This window comes from Bifidobacterium sp. ESL0690 (assembly GCF_029392315.1).
GTDB lineage: Bacteria > Actinomycetota > Actinomycetes > Actinomycetales > Bifidobacteriaceae > Bifidobacterium.
The window spans coordinates 878045-902642 of record NZ_CP113939.1 but is presented as its reverse complement, the minus strand read 5'-3'; the positions used below and the strand labels follow the sequence as shown (position 1 = coordinate 902642).

General features: G+C 57.6%; 17 protein-coding genes. 9 read left to right on the top strand and 8 right to left on the bottom strand.

What is annotated here, in order from left to right; genetic code table 11:
- Window positions 1-15 precede the first annotated feature (15 nt).
- Window positions 16-837 (top strand): response regulator transcription factor, encoded by an 822-nt coding sequence (locus OZX62_RS03605; RefSeq protein ID WP_277176652.1) that lies wholly within the window; start codon window positions 16-18, stop codon window positions 835-837.
- A gap of 102 nt (window positions 838-939) precedes the next feature.
- On the opposite strand, the gene OZX62_RS03600 is transcribed toward OZX62_RS03605, so the two are convergent.
- The 5 genes from OZX62_RS03600 to OZX62_RS03580 form a co-directional block, all read right to left on the bottom strand.
- The gene (locus OZX62_RS03600) at window positions 940-3660 is read right to left on the bottom strand and encodes an FtsX-like permease family protein (RefSeq protein ID WP_277176650.1); all 2721 of its coding nucleotides are present in this window, start codon (window positions 3658-3660) and stop codon (window positions 940-942) included.
- 201 nt (window positions 3661-3861) lie between these two features.
- Entirely contained in the window at window positions 3862-4644 is a 783-nt protein-coding gene (locus OZX62_RS03595) for an ABC transporter ATP-binding protein (protein WP_277177018.1), read from the bottom strand.
- 623 nt (window positions 4645-5267) lie between these two features.
- The gene (locus OZX62_RS03590; RefSeq protein WP_277176648.1) at window positions 5268-6923 is read right to left on the bottom strand and encodes an FtsX-like permease family protein; all 1656 of its coding nucleotides are present in this window, start codon (window positions 6921-6923) and stop codon (window positions 5268-5270) included.
- Window positions 6924-6981: 58 nt separating this feature from the next.
- Window positions 6982-8118, bottom strand: coding sequence for an ABC transporter permease (locus tag OZX62_RS03585; RefSeq protein ID WP_277176647.1), 1137 nt, complete (start codon window positions 8116-8118; stop codon window positions 6982-6984).
- Between the two features lie 754 nt (window positions 8119-8872).
- Window positions 8873-10195 carry an O-acetylhomoserine aminocarboxypropyltransferase/cysteine synthase family protein gene (locus OZX62_RS03580; protein ID WP_277176645.1) on the bottom strand — a complete coding sequence of 441 codons (1323 nt, stop codon included), beginning with the start codon at window positions 10193-10195 and terminating at the stop codon, window positions 8873-8875.
- A 491-nt stretch (window positions 10196-10686) separates the two neighbouring features.
- Between OZX62_RS03580 and OZX62_RS03575 the strand changes: the two genes are divergently transcribed.
- The 4 genes from OZX62_RS03575 (at window position 10687) to OZX62_RS03560 (ending at window position 15785) form a co-directional block, all read left to right on the top strand.
- On the top strand, window positions 10687-11562 hold the full coding sequence (locus OZX62_RS03575; RefSeq protein WP_277176643.1) for a pyridoxamine kinase: 876 nt from the start codon (window positions 10687-10689) through the stop codon (window positions 11560-11562).
- 517 nt (window positions 11563-12079) lie between these two features.
- Window positions 12080-12601: a YraN family protein gene (locus OZX62_RS03570; RefSeq protein WP_277176642.1), complete on the top strand. Its 522-nt coding sequence runs from the start codon at window positions 12080-12082 to the stop codon at window positions 12599-12601.
- Complete coding sequence (locus OZX62_RS03565; protein WP_277176640.1) at window positions 12601-14136, top strand: YifB family Mg chelatase-like AAA ATPase; 1536 nt, start codon at window positions 12601-12603, stop codon at window positions 14134-14136. The genes OZX62_RS03570 and OZX62_RS03565 overlap by 1 nt, the downstream gene beginning before the upstream one ends.
- Window positions 14133-15785, top strand: a complete 1653-nt coding sequence (locus tag OZX62_RS03560) for a DNA-processing protein DprA (RefSeq protein ID WP_277176639.1) — start codon at window positions 14133-14135, stop codon at window positions 15783-15785. The genes OZX62_RS03565 and OZX62_RS03560 overlap by 4 nt, the downstream gene beginning before the upstream one ends.
- Window positions 15786-15969: 184 nt before the next feature.
- On the opposite strand, the gene OZX62_RS03555 is transcribed toward OZX62_RS03560, so the two are convergent.
- The gene (locus OZX62_RS03555) at window positions 15970-16314 is read right to left on the bottom strand and encodes an MGMT family protein (protein ID WP_277176637.1); all 345 of its coding nucleotides are present in this window, start codon (window positions 16312-16314) and stop codon (window positions 15970-15972) included.
- Window positions 16315-16409: 95 nt separating this feature from the next.
- On the opposite strand from OZX62_RS03555, the gene OZX62_RS03550 reads away from it, so the two are divergent.
- The 3 genes from OZX62_RS03550 (at window position 16410) to OZX62_RS03540 (ending at window position 20550) form a co-directional block, all read left to right on the top strand.
- The gene (locus OZX62_RS03550) at window positions 16410-18428 is read left to right on the top strand and encodes an FAD-binding protein (protein ID WP_277176636.1); all 2019 of its coding nucleotides are present in this window, start codon (window positions 16410-16412) and stop codon (window positions 18426-18428) included.
- A gap of 218 nt (window positions 18429-18646) precedes the next feature.
- A complete protein-coding gene (locus tag OZX62_RS03545; protein ID WP_277176635.1) occupies window positions 18647-19777 on the top strand; it encodes a 2Fe-2S iron-sulfur cluster-binding protein in 1131 nt (376 codons plus the stop codon).
- A 128-nt stretch (window positions 19778-19905) separates the two neighbouring features.
- Window positions 19906-20550, top strand: a complete 645-nt coding sequence (locus tag OZX62_RS03540) for a methyltransferase (protein ID WP_277176634.1) — start codon at window positions 19906-19908, stop codon at window positions 20548-20550.
- Between the two features lie 9 nt (window positions 20551-20559).
- Here OZX62_RS03540 and OZX62_RS03535 read toward each other — a convergent pair whose 3' ends face one another.
- A complete protein-coding gene (locus OZX62_RS03535; protein WP_277176633.1) occupies window positions 20560-21561 on the bottom strand; it encodes a TIGR00730 family Rossman fold protein in 1002 nt (333 codons plus the stop codon).
- Window positions 21562-21695: 134 nt separating this feature from the next.
- Between OZX62_RS03535 and OZX62_RS03530 the strand changes: the two genes are divergently transcribed.
- Window positions 21696-23219, top strand: coding sequence for a DUF6287 domain-containing protein (locus OZX62_RS03530; RefSeq protein ID WP_277176632.1), 1524 nt, complete (start codon window positions 21696-21698; stop codon window positions 23217-23219).
- A 65-nt stretch (window positions 23220-23284) separates the two neighbouring features.
- Here OZX62_RS03530 and OZX62_RS03525 read toward each other — a convergent pair whose 3' ends face one another.
- Window positions 23285-24532 (bottom strand): macrolide family glycosyltransferase, encoded by a 1248-nt coding sequence (locus OZX62_RS03525; protein ID WP_277176631.1) that lies wholly within the window; start codon window positions 24530-24532, stop codon window positions 23285-23287.
- Window positions 24533-24598 lie beyond the last annotated feature (66 nt).

Here is a 24598-nt window from a genome sequence, read left to right as displayed (position 1 = left end):
TGCTAACCTTGAACTATGAGTGAAACGCAGCCTATCCGAGTTCTTATCGCCGACGATCAGGAGCTGGTGAGGGCGGGTTTCGCCATGGTCATCGATTCACAGGATGACATGGAAGTGGTCGGGCAGGCTTCCAATGGCGCCGAAGCGGTGTCGCTGAGCCTTGATCTGAAGCCAGATGTGGTGCTGATGGACGTGCGCATGCCCGGCACCGACGGCATCGAGGCCACGAAACTCATCATTGATGCCGAACGTGAAGCGGAGAACGATGCCCCGAAGACCCACGTTATCATTCTGACCACGTTTGATTTGGACGAATACGTAATGAGCGCCATCGACGCCGGCGCTTCCGGGTTCCTGTTGAAGGATACCGAGCCGGAGACACTGCTCTCCTCTATCCGCACGGTTTATCAAGGCAATGCAATCATCGCCCCAAGCGCCACCAAGCGGCTCATCGAGAAGATGGTCGACGGCGAGCTGGGCGCGACACGGGCCGCGGCAAAAAGTTCCGGCAATACCGATACCCAAAACGCTTCTAACGGCATAAACAACAGTCAACCGGCCTACGGAGCAAACAGCGGCAACTCCCCTGCCCAGGTTCCAATACAAGACAACAATGAGCCACTTCCCTACCACGACCCGGCCGTCGATACCCTGACCGACCGCGAGCGCGAGGTGCTGGTCGAAATCGCGCATGGCCTGTCCAATCAGGAAATCGCCGACAAGCTGTGCATCAGCCTGCCGACCGTGAAAACCCACGTTGCCCACATCCTGCAGAAGACCTACTCGCGCGACCGTGTGCAGGCCGTCGTCTTCGCCTATGACAACAAGCTCGTTTAAATATTCGCGAATATATACAAAGAACCCGTTCACTTTCATACTGACAAGTGAACGGGTTCTTTGTCAATCGCCAACTCAATGGACGATGTCTTTCATCGACCTCTACGCTTCGGCGAGAGCAGCAACCGGCGGGGTCTTCACCGCTCGACGGGCCGGGAAGATGCTCGAGACCAGCGCGGCGAGCGCGGCGATCAACAGGACCGCGCCGTTGAACTTCCAGTCGAAGAGGTACACCGTTTTGCCGTAGAGGCTGAAGACCATGTAGGAGCCGAGCCAGCCGAACGCCGTACCGAGCACCACGCCGGCCACTCCCGAGACCAGCGAGATCAGGAGCGCTTCACAGGCCAGAGAACGCTTGAGCTGACCGCGCGTCATGCCGATGGCGCGCAGGGTAGCCGATTCGCGGGTGCGTTCGATCACCGACAGGCTCAGCGTGTTGGCCACGCCGATCAGCGCGATGAGCACCGCAACGGCGAGCAGAGCGACAAGCAGGGTCATGATCTGGTCAATGCTCTCGTCCCACTGCTGACGCTCGGCGATCGGGCCGGAAAGTGCGACGGCGCCGGAACCTTCGGTGACGCTCTGCGCCCTTTCGAACACATCAGCAAGCGAATCGCCTTGCTGACCCGAACCGGCGGCGCCTCCGATTTTCATCAGTTCGATGTGACCGGTAGACGGCAAGGAACCGTTGTCGAAATGTGCGATATCGACGAAGGCGACTGCAGCGTAATTCTTGCTGATGGACCGGTAATCGACCTGGCGAACGGTGAAGGAACGCGTGGCGGAAGAACCGACATGTTTGGCGTCAGTCGAGCCGTTGGCATTGGTGCTCTTCGTATTCTCACCCTGCTCTTCGGATTGGGGGGTGAGCTTCACGGTGCCGTCTGCGACATCGAGTTTCTTGCCCGTCGAAGCGGAGGTCTTGGGCATGATTGCAGTATCACCATCCAATTTGGCTCCGCTAAGATCTGCGTGCATAACCTGTTGCAGTTGCTGTGTCGAACGGACGCCAACCACCAGCATCGGCGTGTTCAGATGACCGGAATCCTTGGCCTGCACCACCGCCGTGGGCGCGTAAAGCGCTTCGGAAACGCCCTTCACTTTCGCAAGTTTGTCGGCAGTTTTCTGGTTGAGTCCGGGCCCTTCGGCCACCATATCAACGCTGTAACGCGAATCGAGGGCACCGTCCAAAGTCGCCTTGCCGCAAGCCGCACCGGTGGCGATGGTGGAAACGAGGGTGACGCCGATAAGCAGAGCCACGCCGGTAGCGGCCACACGCCGCGGATTCTTCTGGATATTCGCGTCGGCGATCTTGGTAGAAGGCCCGAGATGCGAGACCAGCACACCGACTCCGCGCATCAATACCGGCATCCAGAATGTCGCGGTGACGGCAAGCCCAACGAACAGTAGCGCACAACCGCCTACCGCGCCAAGCAGTGCCAGCTCGTAGGTCTTGTCATCGCCATTCGTCACGTTGTCGTTCAAGATTTTCGGCATCCTGCTGGCGCCGACGGCAATGAACACAGCACCCAGAACGAGCATCAGCACGCCGATTACGCCGCGAACCCGTCCGGCACGCCGCCTGTCGTCGGAAAGCTCCATGGGGCGCAACGCCTCCAACGGGGTCACGGAGGTAGCGGAACGGGCCGAGGTGAGGGAAGCGAGAATGGTCATCACGACGCCGAATACCAACGGAATCACAAAGGCCTGCCACGAAAGAACCAGACGCATTCTGGCCCCGCCGCCGGTCATGAAATTGGTCGAGCACATCAGTTGCATAAGCCCGATGCCGGCGGCGATACCCAGCAGCGAGGCGATAAGGCCCACAAATGCGGCTTCAAGCAGCACGGAACGGTACAGCTGGCCTTTTGTGGCCCCGATGGTGCGTAGCAACGCCAGCGTGCGCCGACGCTGGGCGACCATGACCTGGAAGGTGTTGGCGATGACCAAAGCCGCGACGAGCATGGCGAGGATGCCGAACGCCGTAAGGAACATCGTCACCGGAGTGGTGCTGCTGGCCGACATGGCCTTCATGGCGTCGTCGCCGATCTTGGCGCGCGAATCGATGGTGTAATAATGCGGCAAATCGGCTTTGATGGTTTTTACGGCCGCGTCGGATTTGGAAGGATCGATCGAAAGCAAAATGGCGAAAGCCGGAATCCTGCCGAAACTACGGACACCATTGAGACTGGCCATAATGTTGTCGGAGACCACGGCCCCGCCGCCGTAGAAGCTGAAAGCACCACGCGGATCGTCGCTCAGGCCCACGACCTTGACCGAGCGGTTCTGCCCGCCGGACGCCTGCGCTCCTTGCTGCGAAGAGGTTTTGCTATTGACAGTAATTTGGTCGCCGATGCCGACACCGAGTTTTTGCGCGATGCCTCGCGGCAGTGCGATTTCATCGTCGGCACTGGGTTGTCGTCCTTGCACAATGCCGACCAACATCAGTTTCGGATCGCTCGACGTGGTGGTCGTCATGCCGGAGACATGTTTGCTGCCATGCAAAAACTCGGCTTCGGAACTGATGGAGGCAGTCGCGCCGGTGACGCCGTCGATTGAGCGGATGTGGTCCAGTTTCAGATCATCCACGGTCTTCATGTCACTGTCGGTGTCGGTGGTCTGCGCCTTCAATTCATCGGCGGGCGCGATGATGTAGTTGGCCTGGCCGAATTGCGCGGTGAGCTGGGTGCGCAGCGAATCGTTCATCGACGAGCCGAACAGGAAGGTTGCGGCAATGAAGGCGGTGCCGATGAGGATGGCGATGCCGGCGGGAATGAGCATTTTCCCGCTTTTTTTCATAAGTTTGAGTGTTACCGAGAACATTTTGGTTCCTTTTACTTTTGGTCTGCAAGTTCGTTTACCGGGCGATTTGATAAGCGCCATCCGTCATTTTTCGTTTTCAGCGTTTGGCTATTTACCGGATTTATTGCGGCCATAATTGTCGCAATTTAATGATTTTTCGTCATTGTAGATAATTAAATCCAGATACGACGCACAAAACGAGGCGATGACGATTCCATCGATTCACCCAACGACTTGCGCGTGCCTAGGCTTGCCGTTCATAAGTTGATCCATCGTGGGTGCTGCGCTCTGCCTTGCGGCACGCTCGCTTTCCTCCATCAACAGGTCGCTCATGTGCTCGGCGGTGGGATGTTGTTCGTCGGCGACGATGCGGCCGTCGGCGAAGACGATGGCTCGGTCGGCGTAGGAGGCGGCCACCGCGTCGTGGGTGACCATGACTACGGTCTGGCCGAACTCGCGCACGGAACGTTTGAGGAAGCTCAGGACCTCGGCGCTGGAAACAGAATCAAGATTGCCGGTCGGTTCGTCGGCGAAAACTACCTGCGGTTTGCTAATCAGCGCGCGGGCGATGGCGACACGCTGCTGCTGGCCGCCGGAAAGCTCGTTGGGGCGGTGCTTGAGGCGGTCTTTGAGACCGAGGGTTTCGACCAACGTGTTGAACCATTTCCTGTCAACCTTGGCACCGGCGAGCGTCAGAGGCATCAGGATGTTCTGCTCGGCGGTGAACATCGGCAGCAGGTTGAAGCTTTGGAAAATGAAGCCGATCTCGTTGCGTCGCAGCATGGTCAGCTGGTTGTCGCTCATCTTGGTGATGTCCTGCCCACCCAGGATGACCTTGCCGCTGGTCACGGAGTCGAGGCCGGCGAGCGTGTGCATCATGGTCGATTTGCCCGAGCCGGAGGGCCCCATGATGGCGGTGAACTTGCCTTTTTCGAAGCCGACGTTGACATTGCGCAGCGCGTGCACGACGTTTTCGCCCGTGCCATAATCCTTGACCAGATCGATGGCCTCGACCGCGAACTGCTTATGCTGCTGCGGTTGGCCTTGGGACTGGACGGGAGTCTGTTGCGCCGACTGCTGAGTCTGGGCTTGCGGGAACAACGACGACTGCGCCGGTGCCTGATGGAATTGCTGCGACTGCGCCGGTTGCGCGGGCTGCTGCGGATACCGCTGGGGCTGGGACGCTGCTGCCTGTTGCGGGCGCTGCTGGGGCTGCGACGAAATGAAGGAAGGTGCCAGATCTCCGGTATTTGGTACGGCTCCGGAATTATTAGCATCGGTGTCAGCAACGTCGTTCCTGCCCAAGTTCGGGTTGATGATGCTGAGGAAATCGTTGCCGGCGTTGTTGCCGTTAACGTTGCTGCGGTTCATGTGGACTCCTTTGTTGAGGTCACTGCTTGTCTGTTACCTCAGAGTCTAAAAGAATTCACCCGTCTCCTCCATCATGCGTAAGAATGAATTTGTGCGATTTATTGGTCATTATCAAATTCCATAACCATCATCCGAAAGAATGATGACCGCCAATCGACTGTCCGGCACGTACTTCCACCATAAATCGGTGACCGAGCGCGGCAACACGGACAAACCTTTTCTAATGGCAGCAATAAATGATCCCATGCCCCAGACCGCTACGCTTCGGCGAGTGCGGCGATGGGCGGGGTCTTCACCGCGCGACGGGCCGGAAAGATGCTCGAGACCAAGGCTGCGAGCGCGGCAATTAGCAGCACCGCACCGTTGAACTTCCAGTCGAAGAGGTAAGCGGTCTGGCCGATTGTGCTGAAGACCATGTAGGAGCCGAGCCAGCCGAACGCGGTGCCGAGGATGACGCCGACCACGCCGGAGACCAGCGAAATCAGCAACGCCTCGCAGGCCAAGGAGCGCTTGAGCTGACCACGCGTCATGCCGATGGCGCGCAGGGTAGCCGATTCGCGGGTGCGTTCGATTACCGATAGGCTCAACGTATTGGCCACACCGATCAACGCGATCAACACCGCCACGGCAAGCAAGCCAACAAGAAGTATCATCATCTGGTTGATGGTGTTGTTCCATTGCTGTCGCTCGGCTGCCGGACCTTTGAGCGAGACGTGCGAACTGTTACCCAATACCGATTGCGTGTCCTCGAAGACCTTCGCCAAAGTGTTCGCACCGCTCTTGCTCGCGCCGTCCTTGCTTTGGCCGTCAAGTCCCACCTTGGCGATGACCATGTGCGACATGGCGAAGAAATCGCCGTTGGCGAAGTGCGAGGCGTTGACGAACGCCACCAACTGATACTCGGTGTCGACCTTGCGGTAATCGATCTGAACGGTTTTGAGCGTCGTGGTGATTTTTCGGTCGATATACCCCTTCTTCGGCCCCCTGGTCGCTGTTCTGGAATCTGTCAGATCAACCGTCGGACCCAACTTGATCTCCTTGCCGGAGAAGGTGTCGATCTTGGGCATCAGCACGGTACCCTCATCGAGGTTGACCGATGAGAGGTCGGCGCGAAGCACCTTGGAAAGCGCGGCCGAGGATTCGACCCCTACGACCAGCACGGAATTGCCGGTCGCGCCGGATTGATCCTTCATGTCGACGCTGGTGACCGGGGCATACAGGGTATTTTCTATGCCTTTGACCTTGGCGATCTTGGCGGCGACCTTGCGGTTCACGCCTTCGCCGGAAGCCACCATATCCACGCTATAGTGCGCATCGAGCGCGCCGCCCATGGTCTCTTTTCCGCAGGCCGCGCCAGTGGCGACGGTGGAGACCAAGGTGACACCGATCAGCAGAGCGACACCGGTGGCGGCGACACGACGCGGGTTCTTCCGGATGTTCGCGTCGGCGATCTTGGCGGACGGGCCGATATGGGCAATCAGCGCGCCGACGCCACGCATCAGCACCGGCAGCCAGAACGTGGCGGTAATCACAAGACCCAAGAAGAATAGCGCACACCCGGCCACAGCGGCCAACAGAGCGAACTGGTAGAACGTATCGTTGCCATTGGTCCCGCTATTGCGAATCACGACCGGTATACGGCTCGCACCGAACACGCAACCCACAACACCGACGAGAATCATCAGCACACCGAGCGCACCACGCACGATGCCGGCCTTGCGGGCATCGGTTACCTCGACCGGACGCAGCGCCTCAAGCGGAGTGACAGCCGTGGCCGAACGCGCGGATCCGATGGAGGCAAGTATTGTCACGATCACGCCGAAGAGCAACGGCACCACGATGACCGGCCAGGTGACGATAACTTTCATCACCGAACCGTTGACGGTACCGCCGGTCTTGCCCATGATTGCCATAAGCCCGATGCCGAAGACGATGCCCAACGCCGAGGCGACAAACCCCAGGACCCCGGCCTCAAAACAGAACCGAACGATAGAGTTGGCCCTTCTTGGCACCGATGGTGCGCAGCAAGGCCAGGGTGCGCCGACGCTGGGCAATCATCACCTGGAAGGTATTGGCGATAACCAGCCCAGCCACCAGCATGGCAAGGATTCCGAACGCCATAAGAAAAGTGGTAACAATACTAGTGCCGCTGCTGCTCAACGATTTGATCTGGCCGTCAACGATCTTGTCACGGGTTTGTACGACATATCCCCGGGGCAGAATCGACTTGACGACGGGAACGGCCGCACCCGCCTGCGCGGGGTCGATATCGAGCAGCAGCACGCCGGCCGGCAGGGCGTCATAGTCGGCGACACCATTGAGAGAGGCCAACACGTCATCGGAGACGACGGCCGCACCTCCGTAGAAGGAATAGACCCCATCCTTGTCGGCGGTCAGACCGACGACTTTGGCTTTTTCAGGCATAGAAGGTGAAACGGGAGGGGAAGGCAAAGGAGAATCAGTATGTTTGGAAGCACCGGCTGCGTCCGACGTGTCCGCCGCATCAGCGCCATTTGTACTATTCGCGTCTTCCGTTGCATCCGTTGCCTCACCAGATGATTGGCCGTTCACCCCCTTGGAATCCATCGTTACCGTGCCCCCGACTCCGACCTTGAGCTGGTCGGCGACGTTTTGCGGCAAAGCGATCTCGGATTTGCCTTTCGGCAGACGGCCGGAGACGATCGAGACCGACACCAATGCCGGGCTGGAAGCGGTAGGGGTGGCATGAACCGTGACATGCTTGCCGCCATGCAAGGTTTGGAAATCCGCGCCGGTGATGATGGCGACCGCCTTAACGCCCTTGATGGCACGGATGCGGGAAAGATTAAGGTCCTTGACGGTATTCGCTGCGACACCCGTATCGCCAGCGCCACCGGCAGAGTCATCGGCCGTATCCGACGAGGCCGCGGGATCCGTGCTACGATCGGTGCCAGCTATATAATTCGCTTGCGCGAACTGGCCGGTCAGCTGCGTGCGCAACGAGTCATTCATGGAGTTGCCGCACAGGAAGGTCGCGGCGATGAACGCGGTGCCAATCAGGATGGCGATGCCGGCCAGAATGAGCATCTTCCAGCTCTTTTTCATAAGTCTGAGTGTTATCGGGAACATTGTTGACTCCTTTATCTGCTAAAGGCTTGTTTGCCGGGCCAAGCCCATAGGATGGTTGCACCGCTGCAACTGATTGAACCGTCCGCGCGTGCCTGAGTCTGACTCCGTCAGCCGGACCATCGCACTTGTCTCACTTTGCCCACGTGGCACACTTGCTTTCACTGTCGACAAGGTCTCTCATGTGCTCGGCAGCAGGACCCATCTAGACTCCTTTGTTGCAGGCCGTTGCTTGTCTCTGATGCCTCAGAGTCTAAAAGAATCCGCCTGTCTCCCCCATCGTGCGCAGGAATGAATTATTACTTCTGCTGCACAATGTCAAGAAATCCATACCTCATCCTTGAGGATGATTTCCAACCGACTTGCCCAAAACCCACATTAGTGCTAGAAAACCGTACATAACCAACTTTTAAAGTCCGTTTACCAGCACAAAACATGGGAAACACACCGACAGCACACACTGGTGCTGGGAAACCGCATATAACGAACCCGCAGATGACGTTTACCAGCACCAAAGTGCAAACCCATACATTAATGCTGGTAAAACGCACATAGCCAACTTTTAAATGCCTTTTGCCAGCACCAAACATGAAAAACACACCAATGGCACCACTAATGCTGGCAAACCGCACATGACAGGTCTACAGATGTCGTTTACCAGCAGCAGGATGACAGCAAACCGATAAAATAAGCCCGCCTGCCAACCCAACATCAGGAATGTGAGTGGTAGACGGGCTTCGTTGACATTTGTACGGAACTACTTGGCGAGGCCGGAGGCACGCAGGGCCTCGAAACCGCCCTTTAGATCATCGATGATATCGTCGATATATTCAGTGCCGATCGACAGGCGGATGGTGCCCTGATGGATGCCCTGGCTTTCCAGCTCCTCGCGCGTCTCCTGGGCGTGGGTGGTGGAGGCCGGGTGCACGACGAGACTCTTCACGTCCGCGACGTTGGCGAGCAGGCTGAAGAGGTGCAGGTTGTTGATGAACACGCGCGCCGCGTCCTTGCCGCCCTTGATGTCGAAGGTGAAGATCGAGCCGGCGCCGTTCGGGAAGTACTTCTCGTAAAGGTCATGGTCGATGCGGCCGGGAATCGAGGGATGCGAGACGGACTCGACCTCGGGCACGGTCTGCAGGTATTCGACCACCTTAAGCGCGTTCTGGACGTGGCGCTCGACGCGCAGCGACAGCGTTTCGGTGCCTTGCAGCAACAGCCAGGCGGCGAACGGGCTGATGCAGGCACCAGTATCGCGCAGGAAGATGGCACGGGCGCGGGTGACGAAGGCCGTCTCACCCAGCGCCTCGTAGAAGTTCATGCCATGATAGGACGGGTCCGGCTCGGTCAGGGTCGGGAACTTGCCCGGCACCGCGGCCCAGTTGAAATGCCCGCCTTCGACGATGAGGCCGCCGAGCGTCGTGCCGTGGCCACCGATGAACTTGGTGGCCGACTCCACGACGATGTCGGCGCCGTTCTCCAGCGGACGGAAGAGGTACGGGGTGGCGAAGGTGTTGTCGACGAACACCGGCAGGTTGTGCTTGTGCGCAATCTTGGAGATGGCCTCGAAATCGGGCAGGTCGGCGTTCGGGTTGCCGAAGGTCTCGAAGTAGACGAGCTTGGTGTTCTCCTGGATGGCGTCCTCGAAGTTCTGCGGGTCGGCCGGGTCGACGAAGGTGGTGGTGATGCCGTCGCGCGGCAGGGTGTGGCGCATCAGGTTGAAGGTGCCGCCGTAGATGTGCGAGGAGGAGACGATGTGGTCGCCAGTCTGGGTGATGTTGCGCAGTGCGGCCTCGACCGCCGCCGCACCACTGGCCAGGGCAAGAGCCGCGGTGCCGCCTTCGAGCGCGGCCATGCGCTTTTCGAAGACGTCTTCGGTGGAGTTGGTCAGGCGGCCGTAGATGTTGCCCGGATCCTGCAGAGCGAAACGCGCCTCGGCATGGTCAAAGTCATGGAAGACGTAGCTGGTGGTGGCGTAAATCGGTACGGCGCGCGCATCGGTGGCGGGGTCGGCCTCCTCCTGGCCCACATGCAGCTGCAGGGTCTCGAAATGGTACTTCTTCGGTGTGGTCTCGTCGGTCATTTCCGGCTCCTTTATATATACAAATGCCCAATGTGGTATTTCCCGTTTTGAGCGTAAGCCGCCGAAACCCGCGCGGCAAGCGCGACGCTATCCCGGTAATCTATAACGGCTTGAAAAACCTTGAAATTCCGGCGTTCCGCAGGTGATTATAATACAAATTTGAATCCGCAAAACTTGCTTCCGAATTCACTCGAAAACCGATAATCAACGTAGAAAAATTCTGTGGACAAAATAATACGAAATCATATTCCCCAATTGTGAATGTTGCTAAACCCCAATCAAAACAACATATCAAGCCAATGTCGATTGCCCAATCCAGACGACTCCCGCACAAATTTCACCGACCAATTCACGGCCTTCGCATCACCTTGCGGACGAAACAGGGCGTGTCTGTCGGAAACAAGGCTACAGTCGTTACCAGCGACGCACCGAGCATTCCCGCCCGGCGACGGACGCCGATATTATTCATAGACTTTCTGAAAGGTCATGAAATGCAAGAAGATACGACGCTTTATGAGCGCGACCCCAAATATATCCCCCGCGTTGCGGCAGTGCACGACATGTGCGGCTACGGCAAATGCTCGCTGACCGCTGCGATCCCGATTCTTTCGGCGTGCGGCTGCGACGTGTGCCCCGTGCCGACGGCCCTGTTTTCGGCGCACACCAAGTTCCCGGTCTATACTTTCCACGACACCACGGATATGCTTTCCGGCTATCTCGACGCGTGGCAGAAGGTGAACGTCCAGCTCGACGGCATCTATTCCGGCTTCCTCGGCTCGGCCGAACAAGTGGACATCATCAAGCGCATGTACCGCGAATACCCGAAGGCACTGCGGCTGGTCGACCCCGTGATGGGCGACGGCGGGCAGATGTATCCAACGTATTCCAAGGAGATGTGTGATGCGGTCAAGACACTTGTGGATGGCGCAGACGTCTTGATGCCAAACCTCACCGAGGCCAGCATCCTCACCGGACGCGACTACCCGGGTCAGAACCTGAGCGATGACGAGGCGACAGACTGGGTTGGCGCACTGCTTGACATGGGCGCGAAGAACGTCGTATTGAAGGGCATCGACCGCGGCGACGGCAAGCTGCGCAACTTCGTGGGCAGCGCGAGCGCCGGGGCTTCCGCGCGCGTCGAACTGGCTCACGACAAGCTCCCCTATATGATCCACGGCACCGGCGATGCCTTCGCTTCGGCGCTGTGCGGTGCAGTGATGGCCGGCAAGACGCTCGGCGAATCGGCGCAGGTTGCCGGCGAATTCGTGCGTCACGCCATGGAATCCACCCGTAACCAGCCTGATTTCGAGCAGCGTGGCGTGAGCTTCGAGCTCAACCTCGGCGAGCTGACCGGATTGGTCGGCTGAGCATCGCTTTCGGATTTGATTAGCGGTTGCCGGGCTGCGGTTTCGGTTTGATATCGGAATTCGCAGCACGGCTCCGGCATGAAATCCATCTGGTATCCCTGTAAGTTGGCTGCTTTTAACCTTGGCTGAATTACGGGGATATTTTTATACCAATTCTCGGCAATAATCAGATTCATATTGCGGCATATTAAATCTTGCATTACATAAATAAATAAATAAATATCAACGCCACAATTCCAGACAACCAATAATTTCTGGATGTGGATGAATTTGTGCACGTTTTCGATTTCATTCGCAGGGTTCTCCACCACTAACGTCACTACCGACGAAATTCTCCACCGCTCAGGCCACCACTTACGCACATACCCCAGAAACCATCCACAGCATTAAGCACATTTGTATTACGTAAAAACGAAGTTATCCCGAGAATCGCCGAGAAAATTGAAAAGGGCAATCATCCGACCACAGTGCCCGTTTTTTACACGGTAAAAGCGCGAACCATGCAACACTGAAATACATGAACACACAAATTTCAGCAGCACAACAGCGTCAGACCACCACTTGCTTTGGCGGCAGCACAAACACAGACGACAACACCGTCCTGAACGACACCGATCTCAACAGCACCGCCTCAGAAGGCCTGCTGGCAGAGCTTGAAGAAGAGCTTGCCATGCCGGACCTTTCGGCCAAGCAACTCGGCAAAATCGGCGAGCAGTACGCAGCGGCGTGGCTGGCGCAGCTCGGCTGGCACGTTTTGGCCAGAAACTGGAGCACACGATTCGGCGAGCTCGACATCATTATGATGACGCCAGAACATATCGTGGTGTTCGTGGAGGTGAAAACCCGGAGAACGCAACGCTATGGCAGCCCGCAAGAAGCCATCACCCCTCACAAACAGGCCAATCTCCATCACGCTGGTGCGCTTTGGCTTGCCGGACCTGGTAAATCGATACGACGAACAGGCATCCGCTTCGATGCCATGTCTATCTTGCTGGAGGGCAACAGGCCAAGGGTCCAACACATACCGGGGGCGTTCTGATGGCCATCGGAACGGCGATGTCGGTGGGATTGGTGGGGCTCAAGGCCAATGCCATCCAGATGCAGGCCTTCATCTCGCCGGGCCTGCCGTATTTCTCCATCATCGGTCTGCCGGACACCTCGCTGAGTGAGGCGCGTGAACGTGTGAAATCCGCCTGCCAGGCCAGTGGTTTCAGTTGGCCGGAGACGCGAGTTACCGTCAACCTCTCCCCTGCTTCCCTGCCCAAACGCGGCTCATCGCACGACATGGCCATCGCCGTTTCCGTGCTGAGCGCGGCCGGGGTCATACCCCACGATTGTCTGGCCGACACGGTGGTGCTCGGCGAACTGAACCTCGACGGCTCGGTGCTGCCGGTCACCGGAGTGCTGCCGATTGCGCTTTACGCCCGCGAACACGGCATCGACCAGATCATCGTGCCGGAGCGCAACGTCGAGGAAGCAGAACTTGTAGAGGGACTCAATGTCATCGGCATTCGCCATCTGGGCGAACTCATCGAACTGATGGGTGGAGAGGCGAAATACCATATCAACGAAACCCGGATTCCCGCTGACCAGACATCCAACGATGACGAAGCGAACCTTGCTCCTCCGGTCGGTGACATGGCCGAGGTCATCGGTCAGGAACGCACGAAATGGGCTCTTGAAGTCGCTGCAGCTGGCGGTCATCATCTGCTGATGACCGGACCACCCGGCTCAGGGAAAACCATGCTCGCCTCACGAATGCCCGGCATTATGTGCCCGTTGAACGAGCAGGAACAGCTTGAGGTCGCCTCGATCCGTTCGCTGTGCGGAACGCTACCGAACTACGGCATCAGCGATGTGCCGCCGTTCGAAGCCCCGCACCACACGGCTTCCACGGCATCGCTGGTCGGTGGCGGGTCGGGCATCGCCACTCCGGGAGCCATCACGCGCGCCCATCGCGGGGTGCTTTTCATGGACGAAGCACCGGAATTCTCGCCACGTTCGCTGCAGACCTTGCGCGAGCCCTTGGAATCCGGTTATGTGGCGCTTTCACGCTCCAAGGGAACGACCTACTATCCCGCTAATTTCCAGCTCATTATGGCTGCCAATCCCTGCCCTTGCGGCTACGGGTACGGCGACGGTTCGCGATGCACTTGCAAAGAGAAGGATCGTATCCGCTATTTTTCAAGGCTTTCCGGCCCTATTCTGGATCGCATCGATATTCAGGTGGAAGTGCCGCCGGTGGAACATCTCATGACGAAGGACTCCCAGCCGCAGACCACCAGTGAGCAGATGCGGCACAAAGTCACCGAGGCCCGGCATATTGCCCAAGCCCGCTTCACCGCCTATCACTGGACCTGCAATGCGCAAGCCTCGGGCACGTGGCTGCGCGAGAACACCTCGAAAGCCGCACTCACGCTAATCGATGAGGCCCTGGAAACAGAACGGCTGAGCCTACGCGGGGCCGACCGCGCCCTGCGGCTGGCATGGACGCTTGCCGATCTGGCAGGCAAATCCTCGCCGGGCCATGAGGAAATGATGCAGGGCATCGCCCTACGAACGAAGGAGTCATGATGAATGGCAACGCATTGGCATCTGCCACAAATTCATCGTCATCCATCGATGACGACACGTTGGCTCGGGCCATCCTGACCTTCTGCATCGACAGTGCCGACGCTCTGCTGTTCGCCACCATCAAAGGGGCCGGCGACGCCGTCACCGCCCTGCAGCTTATCGCCGACGAAAAGGGCGGTACCCGCAACCGAAACAGGCTCGATGAGGTCTTCGCCACCGGAACGGCCAAATGGGGCCGGAAAGTCAACGCGCGAGGCATGGGCTCGTTCCACCACGGATTGGAGCGTTGGCGGGAACGTCTGCATCAGTTGCCCTCGAGCGATAAAACCGTGCTCAAAGACTTTTTCACGGTAAACGGATCGCAGTGGACCATCGGACCAACCAGCCCATACTGGCCTAGCCAGCTCAACGATCTTTCCATCAGGAAGGACTGGGCCTCCCCGCTGTGCCTCTGGGGCATCGGCAATCCTGCGGCCTTGGCGAGCTGCCCGCAACCGTTGGCCGTGGTGGGTTCGCGTGGAGCGGACGATTACGGTCGATATGTTGCCCGAACCATCGCGAAAAAAGCTGCGGAACAAGGGCACCTTGTGGTTTCCGGCGGTGCATTCGGCATCGATGCAGCAGCACATTGGGGTGCTCTGGACGCTATGAGCGGTCTCGGAGAAAGCGAAAGCGGACGAACCGTGGCCATCTTCGCCGGAGGGCTCAACCATATCGGCCCGGAACGCAACCAGCCCTTGTTCGACCGCATCAAAGCCAATGGCGGAGCACTCATCAGCGAGCTGTGCCCGAACACCATCCCCGAGGCGCGGCGGTTCCTCTTGCGCAACCGCATCATCGCGGCTTTGGCCTCCACCGTGGTCGTAGCTCAGGCGCGCAGCCGCTCAGGAGCACTGAACACGGCCAATTGGGCGGCGGAACTGGGCCGCGAGGTCTATGCCGCTCCCGGCAATATCAACGTTCCGGGCAACACCGGCTGCAACTGGCTGATCCGTGACCATCGCGCCATCATTCTCACCTCAGTCAATTCCGTCGATGAAATCTGCCATGAAGGACACGCGCCAAAAGTACTGAATATTGGTGAACCTACGACAACTCCTACCAACAATGAAACGACCGAAAACCAAGCGGCAAAGTCAATCTCTCACCTATCTACCAGCACCGGAAAGGAAAACCATGGATACATTGATCAACCGCAACGGCAACCTGATGATTCAAATACCAACCGGACAGGTGCCGGTTTGCAAGTCCCCTTGCCAAGCAGCACCGAGACTGCGCGGTCTGGTCAGGGAAACGCGGCAACGGGACAAAGCTCATCCGGCCGGCACATTTCGCAGTCGCCAGCGTCCAAGGCCAAACCCACCGTTGTGCAGCAGGAGGTGTTGACCGCTATACGCCGTTGCAGGCGGCAAGGCAATGCAGCCACCCATGAAGCCATTCTGGAGATGCTCAATACGCCACGGCCCGCCGGCAAGCGCCAATCATTTATGCAAAACCCTGCAAATACGACGATACAAGAAGCCACTTCATGGAGCATTGGCAAGCTGGAAAGCGAGCTCGGAGAGATGGAGCTGCGCGGCCTGATTGCACTGAAATCAGGCACAGTTCAAATCGTCACCAATAACCGTAGAAAAGCAGATAACCCATAACTGATCTGCAGCCCAAATCCAAACGTATGAAAATTCTTTCATCATCTTGTTCGATGAAACACATCGAAAGAATCCACCATCAAACTAAAGCGTAACAACGGATACTAATTCAATCGTCAATCACACCAATCCATGAATTCGAGGAAGATAGATGAAATCGAACTATACCATCATCAGGGCGGCTTCAGCACTGCCACTGGCAACGCTTCATGTCGACGACCCATCCTTCTTCGCCGGCGTTCTCATGCTTGGGCGCGGGAGGCAGAAATGACACACCCTCATCCTCAAGCAACGCCCGTTGACGGTCGGGACCGCCGAACGCAAAGCCCGGTGCCAGCGATCCGTCGCGGAACACCACGCGATGGCACGGAATCACGCCTGGCTCGGGATTGGAATGCAACGCATAACCCACAAACCTCGCGTTACGCGGATTGCCCGCGAGCGCCGCCACCTGGCCGTACGTGGCCACCTTGCCTTCAGGAATTTTCTTGACGACATCGTAGACCCGCGCATTGAATGTTCCGCTCATACCCCCATGGTACGAGTGCCCCATCCACAAGGGAAGAGCTCACCTATCACGTTCCTGCAAAACGCTCTTGCGGGCCTTGTGCCATAATCGGGGGTATGAGTCCAGAGCAAGTTGAAGACATGTACGATGCGGTGATCATCGGCGCGGGGGCTGCCGGATTGTCGGCGGCACTGGGAATCCTGCGGTCCGATAAAGTCAAGGAAATGAAGACGCAAGGCCGCAACCCGAAGCTTTTGGTCATCTCCAAACTGCAGGCATTGCGTTCACACACCGGTTCGGCGGAAGGCGGCATCGCCGCAAGCCTCGGCAACATCGAACATGACGACTGGCACTGGCATTATTACGACACCGTCAAAGGCAGCGATTGGCTGGCCGACCAGGATGCGGTCAAAATACTAGCGCAATATGCACCTCAGACCGTGGTCAACCTCGAGCGCAGCGGCGTGGCGTTTTCGCGCACCGAGGACGGGCATATCGCTCAGCGCAAGTTCGGCGGGCACACCAAGGGCTATGGCAAGGCTCCAATCAAGCGCGCGGCTTATGCGGCCGACCGCATCGGCCATCAGATTCTTTACGCGCTGTGGCAGCAGTGTATCGGAGCTGGAGTGCAGTTCGCGGAGGAATGGTATGTCACCGATCTGGTCTTGAACGGCAGCAAAGACAAAGCCTGCGGCGTGGTCGCGTTTGATACCCACACCGGCAAAACGCACGCTATCGCCTCCCGCAACGTTCTGATGGCAACGGGCGGTGCCGGACGGTTGTTCCATACGACTTCTAACTCTTGGGACCTAACCGGCGACGGTATGGCGCTGGCGCTGAAGGCCGGTTTGCAGCTTGAGGATTCGGAATTCGTGCAGTTCCATCCCACGGGGCTGGCACACACGGGAATTCTCCTTTCCGAAGCCTCACGCGGCGAAGGCGGCATCCTGCGCAACGCGGACGGTGAGGCGTTCATGGCCCGCTATGCCCCGGAGCACAAGGATCTGGCGGCACGAGATGTGGTCAGCCGTTCCATCATGGCCGAAGTCGACGCCGGTCGTGGCGTGGCCGACCCGAAGGATCCGAATGGTCCGAAAGACTGCGTCTGGCTGGATATGACGGGAATCGACAAGGCACACATGCAAGAGGTGCTGCCCCAAGTGGTCGAAACCATACACGATTACGCAGGCCTTGACCCGAGCAAGGACTGGGTGGCCGTGAAGCCTACGGCGCATTACACCATGGGCGGCATCCCCATCACCACCGACGGCGAAGTCTATCGTTGGGAAGACGACAAACGCCATATCGTGAGCGGGCTTTATGCAGCTGGTGAATGTTCCTGCGTCAGCGTTCACGGCGCGAACCGTTTGGGCGGCAACAGCCTGCTCGACGCCTGTCTGTTCGGCACACGTGCCGGCGAATCCATGGCACAAAGCATCGCTAGTGAAGAGAACGATATTCCCGACACCGACGAACAATCTTCAGATACCGAAAGCCAGAATGCGACGCAATTGTCTGCGGATAAGCGCCAACAGTCGGTCAAAACCCTACTGACGTCATCCACCGACGATAACACCGCCGAAGCCGCCAGCGGTATTGGAATCGCACCAACACGAAGTGAGCAGCCCACCGGCGAAATCGACAACAGCAAAAGCACTTCAACATCAACCGAGCAGAGCACCGGTCAAAGCGATTCATCGTCCGCAAGCAACGCAAGCAGCAACAAGTCGACTGCCGGTAACGACAACCCCTACCAGCTGTTGGCCGACCTTGGAACGACCATGGAACGCGCGGTCGCGGTGAGATGCGATGCCAACAGCATCGCCAAGGCACAACAGGCCATTGCCGACGAACTGCTTCCTCGTGCCAAGGCCCTGCGTACCCATTCGGATGCCACAGCCTTCAACCAGGAGCTCACAGCTATATGGGAGGTCAACAACCTCATCGAACTGGCACAGGCAATGCTCGACGCTTCAGCCGCACGTCACGAATCCCGCGGAGCATTCGCCCGCACCGATTTCCCGGAACGCGACGACGATCATTTCCTGGCTCACTCCATGGCCAACGCCAACGGCGACGTGAAGTGGCAACCGGTCCATATCGTTGATATGCCGCCGAAATCGCGTGCATATTAGATTGTTTTTGGAAAACAAAGTTTCAAAGAAACAACCAACACAACAAATTTGTGTTCGTGGCAGATGAACAACATTACAGACCAAGGCTCGCGGCAGACGGCAATGCAACGGACGATGGCTCACAGCAAATAGGCCACGGTTCACAGTGAATGGGCAACACAACGGGCCACGGTTTGTGGCAGACTGACAGACGAAAGCAGACAACGAAGGCAGTGGCAATGAGTGAAGATGCAATGCGTGGCATGAATGTGACCATACGAATCCAGCGGTTCACACCGGCACCGGAACGCGAGCATGCCCGCCGTCACTCTTCCAGCCCGTTCGGAAGCAAGGCGCGGGGCGGCAGCCCGTTCGGCTCTTCTTCATCACGTCGCCGCATCCGCGGCAAACATTTCACGCAGGACTACACCGTTGAAGCGCTGGCCGGCCAGACCGTGCTCGACTGCCTGCTCGACATCAAACGCAACATCGACCCGACGCTAGCGTTCCGCTATTCCTGCGGCCACGGCATCTGCGGCTCCGACGCAGTATCCATCAACGGCACACCGACACTGCTATGCACTGCCAAAATCGAGGACTATGCCAAAGTAGAATCGAATCCGGCTGGCGATACAAAGACATCAGCCAACGAGGGATTCCGCTCGACCGGAGCTACGGAAAATGCAGCCGACAATACTCACGCCAAAGCCGATGCCAAAACGATTTCCAAGGGCAATAATGCCGCGCATGTGGGTTCCAACTCCGCTGATTCCAACAATTCTAGCTATGCCAACAACCTCGGCAATTTTGGCAACACCAATGGCTCCAACAACACCGACGATTCCTATGACCATAGCAACTCACTAGCAACTCAGCGCACCACATCCGCTTCTACCGTCATCGAAATCGCGCCTCTCCCCGGCTTCCCAGTGCTCCGCGACCTCATCGTCGACATCGACCAGATGATGAACCAGATCAAAAAGCTCGAGCCCTATTTGAAGGCCGACGGCAAGCTGGCCACCACCAAAGACGGCAAAATCGACATGTTCGAGTACTTGCAGAGCCCCGAAGAACTCAAGCGCTATGAGCTTCTGAGCAACTGCATCTCGTGCGGCGTATGTGAAGGCAGCTGCCCGGTCTACGCCGGCGGCGAGGCGTTCATCGGCCCGGCAGCATTGATTGCCCAATCACGGTTCATCAACGATTCGCGGGACAACGCCACCAACGAACGTCTTGATGCCATCGCCACCGCAGACGGCATCACCGCCTGTCAATCCGTTCGCGCCTGCAGCCGTGAGTGCCCACGCGGCATCGATGTCGGCGAAGAAATGTGGAAGCTGACCGAACGTGTTAAGAATCATCAGAAGTGATATCATTTTCCGATCAATCCTCCAATAACCGTGTCAAAAAGCCATTTTGGTGATTGCTAGCCGTATTATAAAAACCAGTAATCGGCAGCCGCTATACGCGGGTAGACAGCACAACTGCAGGATGGAAGATGAACAAAACGACATATACGAATATGGCCAAGGTTTGGGAAATGGCGGAGACCCATGCGCTGAGTCTCGAAAGTGACGTACTGCGCAAGGCCCGCGCCGACGCCGAAAAAGCCAAGCTTCCACAAGGTTCCGCAGCACAGGCCAATCTGCTGCGTTTCATCACCCGCACGCTCAACGCGACCTCCATCATCAGTGTCGGCACAGGCTCGATCGTCGAAGCAATGCAATTGGTTGAAGGCCTAGGCGGCGCCGGGCAGCTGACGGCCGTGGATTCCTCGGCCCGCGGCATCACGCTGATCCGCAGCCTTTTCGCCGATATTTCCGATTCCGTCGATAACCGCACCACGCTTCGCGCCGTCAACACCTCCCCGACCGTCTTCCTGCCTCGCCTGAACGCCGGCACCTACGACCTCATCGTCGTCTCCGGAGTCGCCTCGAACTACGAGCCTTCCTTCGTCGAAGCGGCGAACTTGCTGAAAGTCGGCGGGCGCATCATCTTCACCGATATGTCGGGTCTCGCCTACCCCAGAGACGGGAAGGCGGAAGCCATGCGCGCGTTGCTCACCAACGTCGAGGACGACGAACGCTTCGAACAGGCACTGACGCCGACGGGCACCGGCATGCTGATTGCCGTGAAACGCTGATACTGCGAGTTATTTCGTCATTCCGCCGATTGCCAGCCGCACCGCTTCCTTGGGGTCGTCGGTGAACTGCACCTTCTTCAAATCCTCTTTCGAGATGAGTCCGCGGTCGAGCATCGGCCCCTGAACCCAGTCGAACAGCCCCTTCCAATACTGCGTATCGAACAACACCACCGGTTTGGGCGAGGTCTTGCCGGTCTGCACCAGCGTCAGAATCTCGAACATCTCGTCGAGCGTGCCGAAACCGCCAGGGCAGACGATCAGCGCCGAGGAATACTTGACGAACATCATCTTGCGCACAAAAAAGTAGCGGAAATTCATCCCGAGATTCACCCACTGATTGAGTCCCTCCTCATGCGGAAGCTCGATGCCAAGCCCGACCGAGACGCCACCGGCCTCGGCAGCCCCGCGGTTCGCGGCCTCCATGATGCCGGGGCCTCCGCCAGTGATGACGGTAATCCCGTTTTGCGCCGCCATTTCACCCATGCGCATGGCCTGACGATATTCCGGTTCCTCTTCTTTCACCCGTGCCGAGCCGAACACGCACAGCGCACGGCCCAAGTCCGCGAGCGCATCAAAGCCTTCCACAAATTCCGACTGGATACGCAACACCCGCCAGGGGTCACCATGCCGCCAATCCTTGCCGCCATGGGATTTTGACGCACGTCCGGCAGTTCCAGAAGCGCTTCCGTTAGCGATATGGCCGGTCCCAACGCTCTCAGGCGCGGCGTTGTTCGCGCTCGAGCCATCGCTTCCATCCGTATCAGAGTTGTCGTCACCTTCACCCGAGAACGAAAGCAACGACTGGTCCGGGGTCTGCTCGGGAATCATCGACCCGCGCATCAGCACCGACCCGCTGCGATGCGTCTCCCACGAGCGCACGTCACGGGCAGAACCAGCGCCACTATTGACGCCATCCACGCCAGGCGCGCCGTTGCCGTTCCCGTTGCTGTTCTCAACCGCCTGGTCGCCGTTCGCGCCGATAATACTGTCTGCTTCATCCCTCGTCATCATGCTTCCGAACTCCTATATCCGATTTCGCGCTTCCACACCTGCCGGACGCAACGCAAATACGATTCTCACCATATGCTATTGTCCTAAGCAGGAGAAGGCTTCAACACTGTCATTGAAGCAGGAAGGGACGCCAAATGAGTGGCAATCAGTCTTGGACGCAACCTAGTACAAATCCACCATATCCCGCTCCAGCCAATAACACGACATATAACGCGCCGACCAGCAGCGTTCCTCCGCTGCCCACCAACGTTCCTCTGCCAAGCGGTATGCCGCAACCCAATGGCGGAGCGGCACCGGCAAACCCTCACAAAAGCAAAACCACCAGAATCGTCATCATCATTGCCGTGCTTGTCATGGTCGTGGCGGCCATCGCCGCAGGCGGTTTCTATTATTTCTCATCGAATTCCCATGACGCTGCGGTCTCCCAGTATGGCAAAGCGGTCAATCATTTTGCGGACACGAAATCGGCTCTGAAATCAGCCATCAAACATGCCAACAGGGATACCGAGGACATCCACAAAGGCCAGGTCAAGAATCCCGGTTTGCTTGACGACTATCGGCAAACGCTGAAAACATCCCGTAATCTTTCCGAAGCCAAGGCTCCTGCGACCATCGCAGACACTTCCAGCGCTTCGACCAAAGATCTGAAGCAGGCGACGCGTTCTTTGAATGACCTGTCACGCAGAGTCAGCGACAGCGCCAACGATATCAGCGACGCAGCCAAAAAATTGGTCAATTCCAAAAACGACGCCGACGCCGTACTTGAACCCATCGAACGCGAGGTGTCTACCGCCGAAAAACAGAAAAAGGCCAACGATGAAGAGGCTGCGGACAGTGGCATTGACCTTTCGGAAATCAAACGCGGCGACTATTCCAGCCTTGATGGCACCTGGACCAACCCGGGCGGGGCTTGGATGAAAATCTCGAACGGCAAGGTGACCCCTCAAAATCCGGTGGAGGGCAGTAATCCACCATATCGGCTAGCCGACTGTCCGGGAGGCGAAGACGACTATTGCTTCTCCCCTGGCACATTGCCATCAAGCCAATACCAGCTATTGCAAAACGGGGCCTTGCAGGATTTCCACGGCGAGGAAGTCAATTTACAATACAGCCTCATCGTCGTGCCGAGAAACGTGACCCTTTATAACGCATCGTATGACTCCGATGACGTCGGCAGCGATCCGACGGACTCGTCGCGCGACCGCATCATCCCCTCGGCGGGACCGGCGATCAACCAAGGCCAGACGCCACTCTGCGGCGATTCAGGCTGCGCCTATTATCGCAGTGACGGCGGTGAGGTCTCTCAGACTTCGAAACGAAAACTCAAAAGCAAAGTCGACGCAGCCAATGACGACATCGCCAGCATGGATGAAAAATGGGAAGAAGAGGCCAAGGCCAACTTCCAATGCCGTGTCGATGTGGTCAACGGTGCGAAGAAGACCTGCCGGTCGATTAGCAACGCTGATGATTCGGATGAGGCCGACCAGTCGGACGACACCGATACCGGCAATAGCGATACCAGCGCTTATCTCGAACCGAATACCAGCGACAAGCGCCTTTCACTTTTAGCATCCATTAGACGAAGCGGAGGAGAAAATCCGGATTCGAATCATCAGCTTGGGGACGTCGCGCGCCGAGAACTGCGGTTCGTGGATTAATTCTTCTTATCACGCCGCTTATTGCCTGCTGACATATATAGCTGAGCTGCCATGCTGAAGACGCATCAATGAGATTGTTCCGCCAACAATTCATCAAAATCTTTGACGAGTTGTGCATTGCCGCCGGCTTCGTGCATGTCACGGCTCATCGACTTGACACGTTCGGCGGTTTCTTTGCTGGACATGACTTTCGTCACGGCGTCGTAAAGCGATTGCGCCGAAATCGAACGCTTATCAAGTCTCAAACCCAATCCAAGTTCCGCAAGCCTTGCGGCGACTGCCGGTTGGTCATCCGCCATCGGCACCGCAACTAGCGGCACACCGTAATACAAAGCTTCGTTGACACTGTTCATACCACCGTGGGTCAGGAACACCGAGGCCTTGCGCAGCACGGAAAGCTGTTCCACCGATTCGTAGATATGAATATTGTCCGGTATCTCGCCGAGTTTGTCGCGTTTGAAATTGTGCCCGACAGATAGGATGACCGTAACGTCCTTGCCTCCGAAAGCGCCAAGGACCGCGCGGTAGAACGGCAGGAAGGTATTGAAAATCGTGCCAAGCGAAGCATAGATAATTGGCCTGCCTTCAGCTTGCTCCAGTACCGACGCCAAATCAGCGCTCGGCTTTTGGTTTTCCCGACCATCCAACGAAGGACCGATGAAACGATACTGCTTCTGCGGGAAGGAATCGCCGTCGATCTGGAACGATCGCGACGTGTACGTGTAGGTCAGCGTCGGCGGGTTATCAACCATCTCGCTGACGAAATCTTCGGTCTCCATCAGTCCCCTGCGCCGCGTACTCGACGACATCAGACGCAGGAATTTCTGGCTGCGCAGGACCGACGTCAGATGAAATCCCTTGCTCGCACCGGCAAGACGGTTAAGAATGTCACGATTATAACAGAATGTCGAATACAAGCGAATCGACGGAAGCTCTAGCTTGTCCGCCAAAGCCTTACCGGCAACCAACAGACCCTCGTACAGGAATGCGTCGAAATGCGACTCGCGGCCAACCCGTAACACCGTGTTATCAGCCTTTTCGGGTGCCTGGATCGTGCGTTCGAACTTGCCTGGATTGCTGGAATAATCATCGTAAGGTACGAACGTCGCCCCCGATTCCTGAACCTGCCGTTTCCACCGCGGGTCACAGATATAGGTGACGCTCCAACCGTCGGCGACCAGCGCGCGAACCGTTGCCAGAGTCGGATTGATATGCCCCTGATACGGCATGCACACCATCAGCAGTTTGCCGCGGGTACGCTGCTTCGATTCCAACTTTCCGTCACCTTCGACAGGATTCTCCGATGCGCACATGTGTAATCTTTCTTGTTCTCAATGACCCAACATTGTCAGCAACAACTTCTTCATCGTAGCATCACT

Bases quoted from the DNA above. Each gene is read 5' to 3' on its own strand.
- OZX62_RS03605 (WP_277176652.1), top strand. From the start codon at position 16: ATGAGTGAAACGCAGCCTATCCGAGTTCTTATCGCCGACGATCAGGAG.
- OZX62_RS03575 (WP_277176643.1), top strand. From the start codon at position 10,687: ATGCAAGAAGATACGACGCTTTATGAGCGCGACCCCAAATATATCCCC.
- OZX62_RS03560 (WP_277176639.1), top strand. From the start codon at position 14,133: ATGATGAATGGCAACGCATTGGCATCTGCCACAAATTCATCGTCATCC.
- OZX62_RS03550 (WP_277176636.1), top strand. From the start codon at position 16,410: ATGAGTCCAGAGCAAGTTGAAGACATGTACGATGCGGTGATCATCGGC.
- OZX62_RS03535 (WP_277176633.1), bottom strand. From the start codon at position 21,561: ATGATGACGAGGGATGAAGCAGACAGTATTATCGGCGCGAACGGCGAC.
- OZX62_RS03555 (WP_277176637.1), bottom strand. From the start codon at position 16,314: ATGAGCGGAACATTCAATGCGCGGGTCTACGATGTCGTCAAGAAAATT.
- OZX62_RS03590 (WP_277176648.1), bottom strand. From the start codon at position 6,923: ATGGCAATCATGGGCAAGACCGGCGGTACCGTCAACGGTTCGGTGATG.
- OZX62_RS03525 (WP_277176631.1), bottom strand. From the start codon at position 24,532: ATGTGCGCATCGGAGAATCCTGTCGAAGGTGACGGAAAGTTGGAATCG.
- OZX62_RS03530 (WP_277176632.1), top strand. From the start codon at position 21,696: ATGAGTGGCAATCAGTCTTGGACGCAACCTAGTACAAATCCACCATAT.
- OZX62_RS03545 (WP_277176635.1), top strand. From the start codon at position 18,647: ATGAGTGAAGATGCAATGCGTGGCATGAATGTGACCATACGAATCCAG.
- OZX62_RS03580 (WP_277176645.1), bottom strand. From the start codon at position 10,195: ATGACCGACGAGACCACACCGAAGAAGTACCATTTCGAGACCCTGCAG.
- OZX62_RS03540 (WP_277176634.1), top strand. From the start codon at position 19,906: ATGAACAAAACGACATATACGAATATGGCCAAGGTTTGGGAAATGGCG.
- OZX62_RS03570 (WP_277176642.1), top strand. From the start codon at position 12,080: ATGAACACACAAATTTCAGCAGCACAACAGCGTCAGACCACCACTTGC.
- OZX62_RS03600 (WP_277176650.1), bottom strand. From the start codon at position 3,660: ATGTTCTCGGTAACACTCAAACTTATGAAAAAAAGCGGGAAAATGCTC.
- OZX62_RS03585 (WP_277176647.1), bottom strand. From the start codon at position 8,118: ATGTTCCCGATAACACTCAGACTTATGAAAAAGAGCTGGAAGATGCTC.
- OZX62_RS03565 (WP_277176640.1), top strand. From the start codon at position 12,601: ATGGCCATCGGAACGGCGATGTCGGTGGGATTGGTGGGGCTCAAGGCC.